A 13,773-nucleotide genomic window follows, 5' to 3' on the forward strand; every position below is an offset into this window, starting at 1 on the left:
AGCCGTCACGCGCTGATGATCACGCCCGTCGAAGAATGCTTCGTTCGACCCGCTTCCGGGTAACCGCACGTTGCGTTGATCACCCTTGATGTCCAGAGGGAGCCATGCGCAAGCCGATCATTCATGACATTGCCGCAGCGCGGGATCGCGACGCGACATCGGCGGCGATGCGCATCGCCGATCCTCGCCTGTCGGTAGCAATGCTGATGGGCGCGGCATGGCTGATGGCACCTGATGTCGCCGACGCACAACAGTGCAAGGATCGCGGCGGCCTGGCGTATCTGGGCGTCACGGCCAACGAGGGGCGCTCGGTATGGTTGTCGGCCACCGGCGCGGGTTCGTTCCAACTGGAGTCGGCGCAGGGCAGTCAGACGGTCGATCAGTGGCAGCGCAGCCGACGCGGTCTGCGTGTGACGCTGTCGCCTGTCGTGTCCAACGGCAATGGTGGCGTGCATCAATTGCTCGTGATCGAAGGCAATCGACCTTGCATGATCGATTCGCAGAACCAGAAGGGTGGCATCACCTTCCCGTCGTTCATCCACCTGCCCGAACTTCGCCCGCCTGGGGGAAGTGGTCCGCCGGGCGGATCATCGACCGGCAATCTCACGCCGCTCACGCCTTCGGTGCCCGGCGGCATCGCCGCCCCCATCGCCACGCTACCTCCCTCCGGCGCGATGCCCACGTTGCCGGGCCGCCCGACTGCTCCGCCTTCCGGCGCCATGCCTACGCGGCCGGGTGGTGTCGCACCTCCCTTGGCACGACCACCCACCGGCGCGATGCCGACGATTCCCGGTGGTGTTACACCACCGATCGCAACGCTGCCGCCTTCCGGTGCGATGCCGACTCGGCCGGGTGGTGTTGCGCCACCCATCGCAAGGCTTCCACCTGCGGGCGTGACGCCGACGATTCCCGGTGGTGTTGCACCACCGATCGCAACGCTGCCGCCTTCCGGTGCGATGCCGACTCGGCCGGGTGGTGTCGTGCCGCCGTTGGCAACACGTCCACCCACCGGTGCGATGCCGGCCGTTCCCGGTGGTGTTGCACCACCGACGGCCACGTTGCCGCCTTCCGGTCCGATGCCCTCAGGCCCGGGTGTTGCACCGCCCTTGAGCCGACCACCCGCCGGCGCGATGCCGACGATTCCCGGTGGCGTCGCACCACCGACGGCAACGCTGCCGCCTTCCGGTGTGATGCCCACGCAGCCGGGTGGTATTGCAACACCCATCGCGACACTTCCTCCGACCGGTGTGACGCCCAGCGTGCCCGGAACGCTTCCGCCCGGTGCAACGCGTCCACCCGTGGGACTCACGCCTGGTGCGCCCACGACGCCACCGACCGCGCTGACGCCGACAATGCCCGGCGGCATGACGCCTCCTGTCGCGACACTCCCGCCGGCAGGCGTCACGCCCACACTTCCCGTGACGCCACCTGCGCCGACCACACCGCCAACGCCTGTGTCGGCGATCGACGACGCCACGCTCGCGCGGCGCGCGGCCGCGGATCAAGCCGCTGCGAACTGCCCGGAGTGGTCGCGCGATGGACGCGCGGACGATGTCGAAGATCGCGCCGATTGCGATCGCATCGCCCTGGAACAAGCGCAATCGGGTTTCGGTCAATCGGTTCCGGTCACGCCCGGTCGCGAGTTCGCGACACCCTCGCGCTGGAACCTGTGGTTTGACGGACGCGCGCTCGACACTTCCGATCGACGGCATGGGCTGGACACCGACGGCAGCGGCAGTTACGTCACCCTCGGCGCCGACCGCCGTTACGGGAACGACGTCGTCCTCGGCGTCATGGCATCCTACGAACGCAGTGAGAGCGACGGATTCGACGGCAACCTTCGCCAGGAAACCGACGGCTACGGCATCGGCGCGTATGTCGCGCAACCGCTGTCGCAGCGATGGGCGATGAACGCTTCGGCCGTGTACTCGTGGTTGTCCAACGACTCCCGGATTGCCGTGCTCGAGGGCAGCTACGACACCGCGCGCGTGTCGCTTTCGTTGAATACCACCGGGCAGTACCAGTCGGGCGAGTTCACCCTGCGTCCGAAGTTCACCCTCAGCTACAGCCACTACGACAACGACGCCTACGAGCTGGCCGGCGCGGTGTTCGATACGCCCATCGCCTTCCAGGTCGCGCGGGACGGCTACGACAACGGCGTGATCGAAGGGTTGCTGGAAGTCAGCCGCACCTTCTTCACCGCGAACAGCGTCGTGATTCCCTATGGCGAAATCGGCGCGAACTACGCCTTCATCCGCCCGCAGGACGGCGGCATCCTGACCTCCGACCTGCGTCTGGCCTCCACCTCGGCCTGGCTGGGATCCGCGCGCGTGGGAGCGCGAGCGCTCGTGTCGCAGGCGATGTTCGTGGAAACGAGCGCGGGCTACCTCAGCCTGGGGCAGGGCGACAACGACGTCTGGGAGTTCCGGTTGTTCCTATCGTGGGCGTTCTGATCGAAGCGTCGCGTCGCGATGTGCTCAACCCTGCTTGGTGATCGCCGCCGGGAACCACTTGCCCGACAACACCGCCTCATCCGGGCCGTACATGCGGAACGTGAGGTGGTAGTTCTTGCCCTTCGGCGTGGGCAGCCAGTTTCCGTCCGCTGCGTCCTTGGGCTTTTCCGGCGCGAGGTACAGCGTCAGCGAGCCGTCCGCGTCGTACGTCAGTTTCGATTCCTTGTTGAGCAGGAAACGATTCTTCGCGTTCGGGATGACCTGGAACTTCTCGTCGTCCACGGCGATCACCGACCAGAAGTACTTCACATGATCGGCGGGCAGGTCGCCCTTGGCGAACTTCAGCGTGTAGGTGTTCGCGCCATCCAGCGGCGTGCCGGTGCCATCGGTGTTGGTCTTGAAGTAGACCACTTCCTCGCGGTTGTTGGCCCAGATGCCGCCGAAGTCGACCACTGTCCGCGCCAGATAGTCGTCACCGTAGTTGCCCGCCACGTCCGGGCGCGCCCAGCCGTCGCGCTTTGTTCCGATGTCGACCAAGGCCTTGTGCATCGCCGGCTGCGCCTGCTCGCGGATGACCTTGTCCACGCGCTCGCGCTGCGCGGGATCGGCGATGGCCGCCGCAACGGCGCGCACCTTGGCCTGCTGCGCATCCATGCCGCGATTGATGTCCGGCTCGGACAGCGCGGCTTCCACCGTCGCCGCATCGAAGGCTTCCACGCCGGGCAGCTTGCTGTTGGGGAAGTCGGGCGTCTTCGGAACTTCGGCAATGTTCGGCGTGCCGCTGGCGTGCACCTTGATCTGGTGTTGCAACGCGGCGGCCTTCTTCGAGTCGGCGCCCAGCTCGACGCGGGCCAGCACGCGCGCCGTCTTTCCGGGCAGATCGATGCGACGTGCGTCGGCGGGAACCTGCACGTTCGCGCCCTTCAGGCACGCCCAGAAGTCGCCCGACGGGTGGTCGGCGAAGGTGCGCTCGTTGATGTTGGCGATGGTCTCGCCCCAACCGTTGAGGAACTGCACGGTGTAATAGCGGCCTTCGATCTTCGGCACGCTGAAGATCGTGCAGCTGTTCTCGTCCACCGCGATCCACGCTTCGCTATAGGCCACGTCGAGATTCGGGTTGGCCCAGGCCACGCCGCCGACGTCGCGGTGAGTGATCTCGTTCCACTTGATGCCTTCCTTGCCGAAGTCCAGCTGCTCCTGGCGCAGCACGAGCAAACGGCCGAGCAGATACAGGTAGGCATCCGTGATGTCCTGGTCGGACACGGCATTCGCTGAGGTTTCGGGAGCGGCGGCAGGCGCGGTCGCGGACGGCTCGGCGGGCTTCTGGCATCCGGTCATCACCAGGAGGGCGATGCCGAGTCCCGTGACAGTGCGGGCGACGAGTTTCATGGCAGTCCCTTCCAAGCGTCAGTCGGAACCGAAAGGTCGGCCCGTCGGCGTAAACGACGTGTGAAGCGTCATCTATCGGAAGGATGGCCGCGACGTGGGCAGCTAATCCTCACCATCGTCGGCGAGGTTCATGTCCCGCAGGATCGCACCCAGTTCGGTATGCACCGATTCGGTCAGATCCGGTGGCGTGCGTTCGAGGATCAGGCCCGCACGACCGGCGAACTGGTCGAAGAATGCGGCGGAGTCCGGTGTGTCCTGAAGCAGGCTCGGGACGTCATCCCGCAGCGTCTGCAGTTGCGATTGAAGTTCAGGCCAGGTCGGCATCGGCGTGTTCCCGAAAGGTACCCTTGATGCGGCGTGATGGTAACGCCCGCCGCGTGGACGCACGTGCAGGCAGGCCCGTTCAGCCGTGCCGTGGGTGGTGCGTTTTCCTCAACATCGCGTTTCCGCGCGATGGCCTACCGTGTGCCGTGCGCGTGATCCGAAATGTCCGCGCGATGCCACCGCGACGCAGGAGAAGGCACATGACGATCCGCAAGACGACGAAAGGCATGGGCATGCCGTGGGAAGACGCGTACGGCTACGCGCAGGCCGTGCAAGTCGGCGACACCGTTTACATCTCCGGCCAACTCAGCCACGACGCGAACGGCAACATCGTCGGCGCGCCGTCGCTGGACGAGAAGGGCCGCATCGTCGATCACGGCAACATGGAGATCCAGATGCGGCAGACGTATGAGAACGCCAAAGCGCTGCTGGCCAAGTTCGACGCCACGCTCGACAACGTCGTCGAGGAAGTCCTGTACGTCACCGACATGGACGCCGCGTTCGCGGTTGCCGGCACTGTGCGCAAGCAAGCTTACGGTTCCGACAAGCCGCAGGTCGCCAGCACGATCCTCGTGACCCCACGCCTCGCGCTGCCGACGCAGCTCATCGAGATCAAGTTCATCGCCCGCGTCTAAGCGCGGGCGGGATCGAACGGACAACCCGAGCGCCTTCCGTCAGGACAGACGCCGGGGTAGGGAGCGTAGCCCGGGTAAGGCCGCAGGCCGCACCCGGGAAGATCTTCCGTATCGCGTAAGAGCCCCGGGTGCGCTTCGCTTACCCGGGCTACGCTGGCTTGCGCGTCATCCACCCGTGATAGATCGAACGCCGCAATCTGGCGCCAGCATGGACATCAGCCCCATACGTGAGCAAGCACACGGCGCGAAATGCCTCGGGTGTTCCGACTATCTGGGATTTGGCGCAAACCGTCGCCCAGAATTCCGATCGACCCAACAGTGCCATTGCCTTGCACATGTTCCAGAACTCTCTGGAAATACGACGATCGAGGTACTTGAGGGCAGCGTGCTCCAGTCGCGTCCGAGCGGAGGAGGTCAGACTGCAGTGCGGGAGCCAACGCCAGAGGTACTCCTTCAAGTACCCGGACCGGAAGTGGTAGGGGTCGGCGACGAGGAAGGAAACCGCCGCCTCTACCGCGCTCGGGTCATCTGCGCGAATGCGATCCAGGACCTCGTGGCCACCGGGAAAGGCCAGGCTGTCAAAGCGCTGATGGAACTCCGCGCACGCACGTTCCCATGCTTCTCGCTCTGCCGGCGAGTTGCTCCGGGTCAGAACGGTTTGACCTATCCGCTCGTTGAGACGTCGGATCTCGGCTGAACTCTCCCGGATTCGCTTGAGGCTGACCATCGGTTCCGATTGCGGGCAGGCTGTCCCTTTGAGTGAAAGCGAACCTTAGCACTGCTGACCGTACCCATCGCCGTCGAAGTGCCTCGACTTGTACACCTGCCGTGTCTACACCAGTGCAGGCAATTCCGTACAGCAAGCGTAGCCCGGGTAAGACCACGGGTCGCACCCGGGAAGATCGTCCGTATCGCGGAGAGCCCCGGGTGCGCTTCGCATACCCGGGCTACGCTGGCTTGGACGAACAACCCCGGCGCCTTCCGTCAGGACAGACGCCGGGGCAGGGCGCGTCAGCCCAGTGGCATCACGTCGTCGATTTCCGCCGACGAGAAGCCGAGCAGTCCGCCGACCTTCTTGATGTAGAGCTTTTCCGTTACGTGGAAGTCTTCGTCCTTGCGGGCGAGGGCGACCATGTTCGACAGCAGCGCGATCGCGCTGTCGGGACGGGCCGCGACCACGTCGATGCCCTGCAGCGCTTCCGACTGGCCCGACAACGCAGCGCGCAGGCGCTCGCGCTGCGGCGCGCTCAGCTCCGGGCTTTCCAGCGCGTCGTCGATGAAACGCTGTTCCGCTTCGACGAGGCGTCCGTCGATCTTGGCCAGGTCGATGAGCACCTGCAGCTTGCAGAACTCGAGCAGGTCTTCGGCCTCGTCCTCGGTCACCTCACCGGCGGGCTCGGCGAGTTCGAGCGGCTTGATCAGTTCGATATCCGCGGTGGTGGGGTCGTTGACGATCTCGTGCTTGAAGATCTCGCGCGCCTTGTCGCCGATCTGCTTGGTCAGATAGCCCGTCCATGCCGCCATCGCCGCCGCGCCGATGCCGGGCAGCCACTTGCTGACCGCGGACTTCAGCGCCTGCTGGGTGATGCGACCGCCCAGCAGCGCGACCATCTTCTGCATCACCTGCAGGGACGCGCGCCGCACCAGCACCTTGCCACCGTGCATGACCAGCAGGCTGCCCGCACTGCTACCGGCAGCGCTGATGAAAACGCCCAGCAACAGCTCGGTAGGCATCTCCTTCTGGCCGTGCGCGGCGCCGATGTCGTAGATCAGCTCGACCTGCTTCTTGATCACCAGCATCAGTTCCGGCACCACCGCCAACATGCCCCACGGTCCGGGCGCCAGACTGGAGGCACCGGAGATCGCGGCGTTCTGCGTCACGGCTGCGCGGATCAGCGCATCGATGGCGGCCTGGTTCGGGATCTTGTCCGGGTTGGCCTGGTAGTACTCGCTTCGGGACACACGCACCGATTCGAACGCGTCGCGCAGGCCAGCGGTGATCTTGTCCTGCATCTGCTCGGTAAGGCTTTGTTCCATGATTTCCCCTGAGTGATGAAACTACTGCGCGTCCTTGTCCGCGGGCAGCCGAACGCAACCCACCGGCATGACCCGGAAGGACAGGCAACGTGACAACATATCGGCCGCGCCAGCAGCCAGTTGAGCCGCCAGCGAAAGACGTGCCGGCACCTCACGCACTGGTACAGGCCGGGTATGACCCCGACGCCGAGCGGCGAACTTCCCTTCGACACGTATTGCTCCCCCTGCGCCGTGTGGAGGCGTATTCGACACGGCCGTCGTCTCAAATCCCGAGACCGGCCCCGTCGTTGCCCACGCCCTGCGGATAACCCACGGCCCGGCGACTCTACACGGACTGCGACGCCCCGCACACTTCACCGGCCCCGATTCCTGCGTTAGCCTTGGCCCATGCACATGCGCTGGGGGCGCCATGCATCCGATCGCGAAAGGATTCGCCGTGGCCGCCGCGCTGATGATCGCCGCGTCCGTATCCACGCCCGCCCGGGCCGATGTCTTCAAATGCACCGTGGACGGCCGCACCGTCTACCAGGACAAACCCTGCGCCGGCGTCATCGCCGCAACGCCGCAACAACGCACCGCCCGCAGCGAAACCGCCGGCGGCATCCGCGTTCCGGAATACCTCGAACGTCCTCCCATGCCCGGTGCGACGCCACTGGCGATCCTGCACCGGCAGATCCTCGACGCCGAGGCGTACAGCCGACGCCTGCACACCGCCTACGACGCCGACGTGCGCCTCACCCGCGCCCGCGTCGCCGGCTTGCCGATGGATCAACAGAACCGGGAAGCCGAAGCGCTCCACGCCAAGTGGGACTCGCACTTGCAGCAGGCGAGCAAGCGGAGCGATGACCTGATGAAGCAGCTACGCCGCGAGTGTCCGGGTGGGGCGGCGTTGAGTGAGGGGCGAGAGGTGTGTCGGCGGTGAGGACGCGTATCTCGGCAATGCCCATGCAATTCGCTTAGTGAAGTCAAGCAGTCTTGGGAGGGGAGATGGGAATTTGGCGGCCTCAAGTTGGGAAGTGGCGCAACTTCGCGGAAAAGGAAGCGCTACTGCTCTTTGCTCAATCATTGATTGAGCTGTTGTTTGATCACACCGTTGATAGCTTCAAGGCGCGAGCATTGAACTTGCACTCGCTAACGCGTGAGTGCATGAGTGCCGCTCGAAGGGTTGTCAGCGGTCGCATGAAGCAAGGTGCATTGAGCCCGCTCTTGGAAGAGCTCAACTACCGCATTGGTAGTGGGCCAGTGACCGGCGTTATTGATTCCGGGGTGCTCGCCCAATACCGGAAAGCCATTGGTGAAGGCAAGAAATCAGACCCAAAGCGCTTAGTGCTTGTCCTCGGCGCGCTCCAATCAGAGCTGGAAGGCTACTACTGGGAGGCCATCTGCTCTTCCATCAGAACAGAGGTAGGGTCCGGCAAATGCTCGCGTCGAATCGTAGAGCTTGCTGACGTCTTTATCAGCGAGGCGGAGTACAGGGGGTGGGATCGAAACTACATCTATGGTAAGGCGAGATGGTATTTCTTCCAGAGTAGAAACGAGCCTTCGCTAATCGATGGAATAGGGGCGCTTGACGAGTTCCTCCGGATCTTCGAGAGCCCTGTAGAGAAGGCTTACACATGCCTGTTCCGGGCCTCTGAAAGCATCAATAAGGTCGAAGAGATATCTCGACGTGCCGACATCGATATATCGACCGGTGCGCCAACAGGTTGTCCGACTGACAGCAGGTCGACTGCTTTTCTGTCGAAAGACAACGACCTTCCTATGTACGTGAAGATCGATGGCGTCAAAGCATTTGATGAGGTGAGTGCTCGGAAGGCGGCTGAGAGGCGTCTTCAGTTCATTGTTAATCTCTACAGATTCCAGCATCACGAGTACGGTCCAAGATGGTCTGAGTCTTGTCTTGTGTATGAGGCTGGGGCGTTGAAGCGATCATTGATTCGCCGCCCTGACTCCCCAATGCATCTTGGAAACAATGGCCGCTTCGCTGTAACGAAAATCAGCGCGTCGGATCTCACCGAAATTCTCATAGGTGGATTCTTGTCGCCGCCGTCGAAGGCGACTGTATTCAACTTGCTCGAGTATCACCGAGTGGCCATTGAGGCAACAACGCCCGAGAACCAATTGCTGGATCTTTGGGCGGGAATTGAAGGATTTGCGCCTGCCCCGATTGGAGACCAGGATCGAATTGTCTTCTTTATGGACATGGTGTTGCCTGCTTTGACGCTTACGTACATCGAGAAGCACGTTCACTATCTTTCTGAGTCATTCCGCGCGTTCGATGAGAGTGTTGTTCACTACATCGAGGCGAATGGAGTGGGGGATTCGTATCTTTCCAAGTGCGCTTCTATTCTTTGTTGTGTTGACAAGGGTAATGAACGCAAAGAGCTTTTGGCGCAGTTAAGTGGTTCGCCATTGCTAACTCTGCGAGCACAAGAGGTGATAGGTAAGTTTGCAAGTGCAAACAACTTGCACGCGGTTCTGGAGAGCCGTAGGAAGTGGGTCGGGTGGCAGATTCAGCGGATCTACAGTGCTCGCAACGGGATCATCCACAATGCGCAAAGCCTCCCGCATTTGCCGACATTGGTGGAGAATTTGCATGGTTACTTCGACACGCTAGTGGCAGCGGTTATTAGGTATGCGCTCTCGAGAAAAGCGCCAACAACAATCGGTGCAACGCTGCATGCGTTGCACATGCATGAGGCTGGATATCTGGCCGACATAAAGAAGTGTTCCGCCATTGACTCGGGAAACTTCTTGCATATTGTGTTTGGTGCGCGTAACCCGTTGGCCCCTGGAGGGCGTGGTTTTCTGTAGGTCGGAGTCGATGCACGATCTTGTGGCGTTTCGCTGCATGTCGTCGCGACAAAAGCTTATTGCTCACGCGCAATCACCATCAGCAAACTCCCTCCCAAGGAGTGTAGAAGCTCCGCACAAAGCGGTAACCCGCCACCGAACACCGGCGGGTTTTTCATGCCCATGCATCGGGCGTGATCCGGCGCGTGCAGTTCCGCGTCGGGAGGGCGGCTAATACAACACCTCGCAAGAGGGAATACGCCCACCGGCTTTGTGCGGCTTCTAACCTCCCGACACCTTGCGCTGCGTCCGCAGCGCAAGCGGCCGTCCACTGGGAGATCCCACATGCGAAAGGAAGCCCGCTCCATCCCCGCCGCGTTCCGCGGCGTCGTGTTGCCTCACTCTGCCCACGAATCGCTCGTCCGCACGCGCGACCAGTTGCGCCTGCTCGCGCAGCTCACCGAACCGCGCGGCGACGCGCCGGAAACCGTCTTCGTCAGCCCCGACGCCCTGGCCGAACTCTTCGACCGCGTCGCCCATCACCTGGACGACGCGTTGTCCGTCGTGGTGGACGATGGCGCCGAACCCACCTGAGCCGCTACCGGCCCGCGCCCTCTCGTGCGGGCCGCCGTAAGGCCGCCCGCGCCATGCCCGGGACTGTCCGCCCGCCCGCGCGCCCACCGTTGGCTTGCCTGTGACGGAGGGCGCTTCCCGCCGGGTCGGAGGTTCGCATGGACGTACGTTTCCTGACGGCCGTGGTGGCCGTGGCAGTCGCCGCCAGTCTCGTAGGCTGCAAACCCAAGGGCCCGTCGGCGGCTGAAGCCGACAGCCAGCGCATGGCGCTCGTGCAACGCGCGGAGGCCTTCAAGCGCGACGCCGTGCAGAAGCCCGTGCTCGCACCCGCACGCAAGGCCGAGCTGCAACAACTCGCGGCCGACGTCCGCGCCTGGCAGGCACGCACCGGCCGCAACGACGTGCGCGTCACGCCGGACACCGTCACCGCGCGCCGCAACGACAACCCCGGCGGCGGTGGCGACTGCGACGACTGCCCCGGCTACCGCGTCGACGGCGACCGCATCTGCTTCCTCGAAAGCGAAGGCGAATGCCCCGCCGACGACGGCAGCGACCTGCAACTCGGCCGCGTCTGCGTCTACACCTGCATCTGGATCGGCGCTGAGGCGGAGCCGGCGCGGAAGGGTTCCTGACGCGACAAGCACGCGGCAACCGCAAGGACGATTGGCCGTCCCTCGGCTACCATCCCGGGGCGGTCTCATCGAACACTTGGGGGAGTGGATGGCTGTCAATCAGGAAGAGCGTGCGTACCGGGCCTGGAAGGTGCTTACGGCGGTAGCGGCGAAGAAGGACGGACTGATCACCTACGGGGAGCTGGGCGAAGCGATCAATGTGCATCACCGCGCGCTTCGCTATGTGCTGGGTGTCATCCAGGCCTATTGCCTCGACCAGAAGCTTCCGCCACTGACGATCCTCGTCGTGAATGCGCAGGACAGAACCCCCAGCTATGGGTTCATCGCCTGGGATGCGACAGACCTGCCCGAAGGATTGCGGAAGGTCCGCAACCACCCGTGGAATGAGAGCGAAAACCCGTTCCTCTACGCATCCAAGGGCGAAACCGAAGAAGAGCTCGCCGCAGAGCTGGATGCCGATCCCGGGAAAGCCGAAGACATCTACGCGCAGGTCAAGGTGCGGGGCACGGCGCAATCGATCTTCCGGAAAGCGCTGCTGCTCGCGTACCAGGGGCGATGCGCCATCTGTGGATTGACCTTCGAAGACGCGCTTCAGGCATCCCATCTGATCGAGTGGAACGACTGCAGTCCCGCGCAGCGAATGGCCACGTGCAACGGTCTCCTGCTTTGCGCAACGCATCATCGGTTGTTCGATTGGGGCTACATCACCATCGCGCCAGATCACACCGTGTTCTATATCGATCCGAAGGGCAGGGACGGGAAGTACTCCAATGCGGACACCCAGGTGTCGACGGCCCTTCATGGCAAGAAAGCCTTCATGCCCAAGGACCGGCGCCACTGGCCATCAGCGGAATGTCTTGGGTGGCATTACAAGGCGCATGAGTGGAAGTTCGAGGGCCGGTAGATGCGCTTTCCACAGATATTGAGGGCACCATGCGTATAAGCGGCTATCCCGAAGTAGCGCTTCCATCCGAACAGATTGTTACCAAAGTGTTGGCGGAGATCTCCATCTCGGCCACTCCGACGGAAGCAAGGCGGATGGCGGCGTTCCTGCTCGCGGCTGCGGACGAGATGGACCGCATGGGGGCGGAATACAGCCACCTCCATCTGTCCGACAAGCAACCCGGCTTCGACACGTCGCCGCACGTCACGATCTTCAACGCCGAGCATTGGCCGTCGGAATGAACGGACTCAAACGCGTTACCCATCGCCGCGACGATGCGCTCACGCGCGTCGGCTGGGACCACCTGGAGACGCTGCTGGCAGCGTATTACCGCAGCGAGGGATACGAGGTCGAGCACGTCGGCACCGGTGGAACTGGTGCGCGCTTCGATGGCGGCATCGATCTCAAGCTGCGTCGCGGCGAGCAGTTCATCGTGGTGCAGTGCAAGCACTGGAACGCGATGAAGGTGCCGCACAACGCGGTGCACGAGCTGCTTGGCTTGATGGTCAACCACGGTGCGACGGGCGCGATCCTGGCGACGAGCGGTGAGTTCACCAAAGCTGCCATCGAGGCGGCGCAACGGTTGGGGCATGTCCAGCTCATCGACGGCGACGACCTGCGCGCGATGCTCGGTCCCATCCGTGAACCGGCATCGGCGTTCGATTCCATCCGCATTGGTGCGAACGACGGACCGGGTCCGGCCTTCGCGCGGCGAATCGGCGAGCGCCTGCTATCCGCGGCGGAAGATCGCATTCGCCACGGCGGGAGTGGCCGGTATCCGCATAACGCGACGCGTAGTTTCGCGACGCTGGTCGCCATGAAGCTGCTCGCCTTCGCGTTGTTCGCAGCGTTCATGGTGGTGATGTATTTCGTGATGACGCGATACATCGTGGGAGTGCTGCAGCCATCGGCTGCGGCTCCGCAGCGATCGCCCGCCGCTTCGCCTGTAGTCGCCGCGCCGGTATCGCAGCAGTCGGCGACACAGGCGGTCGATCCGTGTCTGGAAATCATCGACGCCAAGTCCGGGAGCTACATCGACCGTTGCGCAGGCGGCCCGGCGAACAGTCACGAACACCCGCGGGACGCGGACGCGGCCATCGAAACCATCGCGGAGTCCACGCCCGAGATGTAGCCGCTGCAGGGAAATCAACGGCAAGCCCGTTGGCGACCAGATTGAGGCCTCCGGCTCTCGCTACCGAGCTCTGCGGGCGCGCATCGACTTGATGAGGTCATTGCAGTTGCGGCCAAACTGCAAGTCGTCTCTGCGACTTCTTCTGCCAGCTTACATCCGGCGAAGCTGCCAATAGCGGCATCGCGGCGCGATGCTATGTCCTGCCGCAGGGCGCTCGTTCGCGTGCACGACGCAAGCCGTAGGAATGCAGCGCCGCCTTGCGTGATACCGGGTCGGCAGAGGAACGTCATCGCATGGAGTTCGGCAACGGGCTGCTGCAGCAGGTGCAATGGGAAGGAGCGGCGCAATGGCTCTACTACAAGGTCATCTTCGAGTTCCTGCATCAGGAAATCGATACGTTCCGCGACAACACGCTCCACGAAATGATGCGCTGGGTAGGCGGAAGCACAGCGGTGATCGTGGTCCTGTGGCTGCTGTGGTACGGCTATCGCGTCCTGCAGGGGCGGGTTCACAACGCGATGGAAGGCATGGTGGATGCAGGCCGCGTCGCCTTCATCGTCACGTTGGCGCTGACGCTGACCATCGGCAACGGTGACGTGTACAGCCTGCTGGTGAACGAACTGCCGGGCGAGATCACCGGGGCATTGACGGGTGAAAACAAGCGTGCCGAGGACATGATCAACGCGAGCCTGGCGAAGATGGAAGCGGCGATGGTCGCCCTCGACGCCCTGAACCTCCACGGCGGCAGTCAGAATCTGGAGACGGACAAGGATCGGGCTCAATGGCTGGCCGGCGTCGGCACGATTGGGCCGGCGCTGACGGGCGGCGCACTGCTGGTGATGTACCGCATGGCATTGGCGCT

13 protein-coding genes are annotated in these 13,773 nt (G+C 63.5%); 10 read left to right on the forward strand and 3 right to left on the reverse strand.

The window, feature by feature from the left end; translation table 11 throughout:
- Nucleotides 1-104: 104 nt before the first annotated feature.
- Nucleotides 105-2,453, forward strand: a complete 2,349-nt coding sequence (locus tag FOF45_RS18060; protein ID WP_158987895.1) for an autotransporter outer membrane beta-barrel domain-containing protein — start codon at nt 105-107, stop codon at nt 2,451-2,453.
- A 24-nt stretch (nt 2,454-2,477) separates the two neighbouring features.
- On the opposite strand, the gene FOF45_RS18065 is transcribed toward FOF45_RS18060, so the two are convergent.
- On the reverse strand, nt 2,478-3,842 hold the full coding sequence (locus FOF45_RS18065) for a DUF1214 domain-containing protein (RefSeq protein ID WP_158987897.1): 1,365 nt from the start codon (nt 3,840-3,842) through the stop codon (nt 2,478-2,480).
- A 102-nt stretch (nt 3,843-3,944) separates the two neighbouring features.
- Nucleotides 3,945-4,166, reverse strand: a complete 222-nt coding sequence (locus tag FOF45_RS18070; protein WP_158987899.1) for a hypothetical protein — start codon at nt 4,164-4,166, stop codon at nt 3,945-3,947.
- A 200-nt stretch (nt 4,167-4,366) separates the two neighbouring features.
- Between FOF45_RS18070 and FOF45_RS18075 the strand changes: the two genes are divergently transcribed.
- Nucleotides 4,367-4,801, forward strand: coding sequence for a RidA family protein (locus FOF45_RS18075; protein WP_158987901.1), 435 nt, complete (start codon nt 4,367-4,369; stop codon nt 4,799-4,801).
- Nucleotides 4,802-5,812: 1,011 nt separating this feature from the next.
- Here FOF45_RS18075 and FOF45_RS18080 read toward each other — a convergent pair.
- Nucleotides 5,813-6,838: a TerB family tellurite resistance protein gene (locus tag FOF45_RS18080; RefSeq protein ID WP_158987903.1), complete on the reverse strand. Its 1,026-nt coding sequence runs from the start codon at nt 6,836-6,838 to the stop codon at nt 5,813-5,815.
- A gap of 409 nt (nt 6,839-7,247) precedes the next feature.
- Here FOF45_RS18080 and FOF45_RS18085 point away from each other — a divergent pair, with 409 nt between their 5' ends.
- From FOF45_RS18085 to FOF45_RS18120, 8 genes are all read left to right on the forward strand, one after another.
- Nucleotides 7,248-7,760 (forward strand): DUF4124 domain-containing protein, encoded by a 513-nt coding sequence (locus FOF45_RS18085; RefSeq protein ID WP_158987905.1) that lies wholly within the window; start codon nt 7,248-7,250, stop codon nt 7,758-7,760.
- Between the two features lie 65 nt (nt 7,761-7,825).
- Nucleotides 7,826-9,652, forward strand: coding sequence for a hypothetical protein (locus tag FOF45_RS18090; protein WP_158987907.1), 1,827 nt, complete (start codon nt 7,826-7,828; stop codon nt 9,650-9,652).
- 324 nt (nt 9,653-9,976) lie between these two features.
- Nucleotides 9,977-10,225 carry an XAC0095 family protein gene (locus FOF45_RS18095; RefSeq protein WP_158987909.1) on the forward strand — a complete coding sequence of 83 codons (249 nt, stop codon included), beginning with the start codon at nt 9,977-9,979 and terminating at the stop codon, nt 10,223-10,225.
- Between the two features lie 137 nt (nt 10,226-10,362).
- Nucleotides 10,363-10,836, forward strand: coding sequence for a hypothetical protein (locus tag FOF45_RS18100; RefSeq protein ID WP_158987911.1), 474 nt, complete (start codon nt 10,363-10,365; stop codon nt 10,834-10,836).
- A gap of 88 nt (nt 10,837-10,924) precedes the next feature.
- Nucleotides 10,925-11,740: an HNH endonuclease gene (locus tag FOF45_RS18105; protein ID WP_158987912.1), complete on the forward strand. Its 816-nt coding sequence runs from the start codon at nt 10,925-10,927 to the stop codon at nt 11,738-11,740.
- Nucleotides 11,741-11,769: 29 nt separating this feature from the next.
- Complete coding sequence (locus tag FOF45_RS18110; RefSeq protein WP_199244591.1) at nt 11,770-12,021, forward strand: Imm32 family immunity protein; 252 nt, start codon at nt 11,770-11,772, stop codon at nt 12,019-12,021.
- Nucleotides 12,018-12,911, forward strand: a complete 894-nt coding sequence (locus FOF45_RS18115) for a restriction endonuclease (RefSeq protein ID WP_158987913.1) — start codon at nt 12,018-12,020, stop codon at nt 12,909-12,911. The genes FOF45_RS18110 and FOF45_RS18115 overlap by 4 nt, the downstream gene beginning before the upstream one ends.
- A 293-nt stretch (nt 12,912-13,204) precedes the next feature.
- Nucleotides 13,205-13,773 (forward strand): type IV secretion system protein (locus FOF45_RS18120; protein ID WP_199244592.1); only part of this gene is annotated, 569 nt, incomplete at its 3' end.

Origin of the sequence: Lysobacter panacisoli, from assembly GCF_009765165.1 — a bacterium.
In the GTDB taxonomy this organism is placed as follows: Bacteria; Pseudomonadota; Gammaproteobacteria; order Xanthomonadales; family Xanthomonadaceae; genus Lysobacter_J; species Lysobacter_J panacisoli.

What these genes read in the sequence shown, in the direction of transcription:
- FOF45_RS18060 (WP_158987895.1), top strand. Translation starts at nt 105, where the DNA reads ATGCGCAAGCCGATCATTCATGACATTGCCGCAGCGCGGGATCGCGAC.
- FOF45_RS18065 (WP_158987897.1), bottom strand. Translation starts at nt 3,842, where the DNA reads ATGAAACTCGTCGCCCGCACTGTCACGGGACTCGGCATCGCCCTCCTG.
- FOF45_RS18070 (WP_158987899.1), bottom strand. Translation starts at nt 4,166, where the DNA reads ATGCCGACCTGGCCTGAACTTCAATCGCAACTGCAGACGCTGCGGGAT.
- FOF45_RS18075 (WP_158987901.1), top strand. Translation starts at nt 4,367, where the DNA reads ATGACGATCCGCAAGACGACGAAAGGCATGGGCATGCCGTGGGAAGAC.
- FOF45_RS18080 (WP_158987903.1), bottom strand. Translation starts at nt 6,838, where the DNA reads ATGGAACAAAGCCTTACCGAGCAGATGCAGGACAAGATCACCGCTGGC.
- FOF45_RS18085 (WP_158987905.1), top strand. Translation starts at nt 7,248, where the DNA reads ATGCATCCGATCGCGAAAGGATTCGCCGTGGCCGCCGCGCTGATGATC.
- FOF45_RS18090 (WP_158987907.1), top strand. Translation starts at nt 7,826, where the DNA reads ATGGGAATTTGGCGGCCTCAAGTTGGGAAGTGGCGCAACTTCGCGGAA.
- FOF45_RS18095 (WP_158987909.1), top strand. Translation starts at nt 9,977, where the DNA reads ATGCGAAAGGAAGCCCGCTCCATCCCCGCCGCGTTCCGCGGCGTCGTG.
- FOF45_RS18100 (WP_158987911.1), top strand. Translation starts at nt 10,363, where the DNA reads ATGGACGTACGTTTCCTGACGGCCGTGGTGGCCGTGGCAGTCGCCGCC.
- FOF45_RS18105 (WP_158987912.1), top strand. Translation starts at nt 10,925, where the DNA reads ATGGCTGTCAATCAGGAAGAGCGTGCGTACCGGGCCTGGAAGGTGCTT.
- FOF45_RS18110 (WP_199244591.1), top strand. Translation starts at nt 11,770, where the DNA reads ATGCGTATAAGCGGCTATCCCGAAGTAGCGCTTCCATCCGAACAGATT.
- FOF45_RS18115 (WP_158987913.1), top strand. Translation starts at nt 12,018, where the DNA reads ATGAACGGACTCAAACGCGTTACCCATCGCCGCGACGATGCGCTCACG.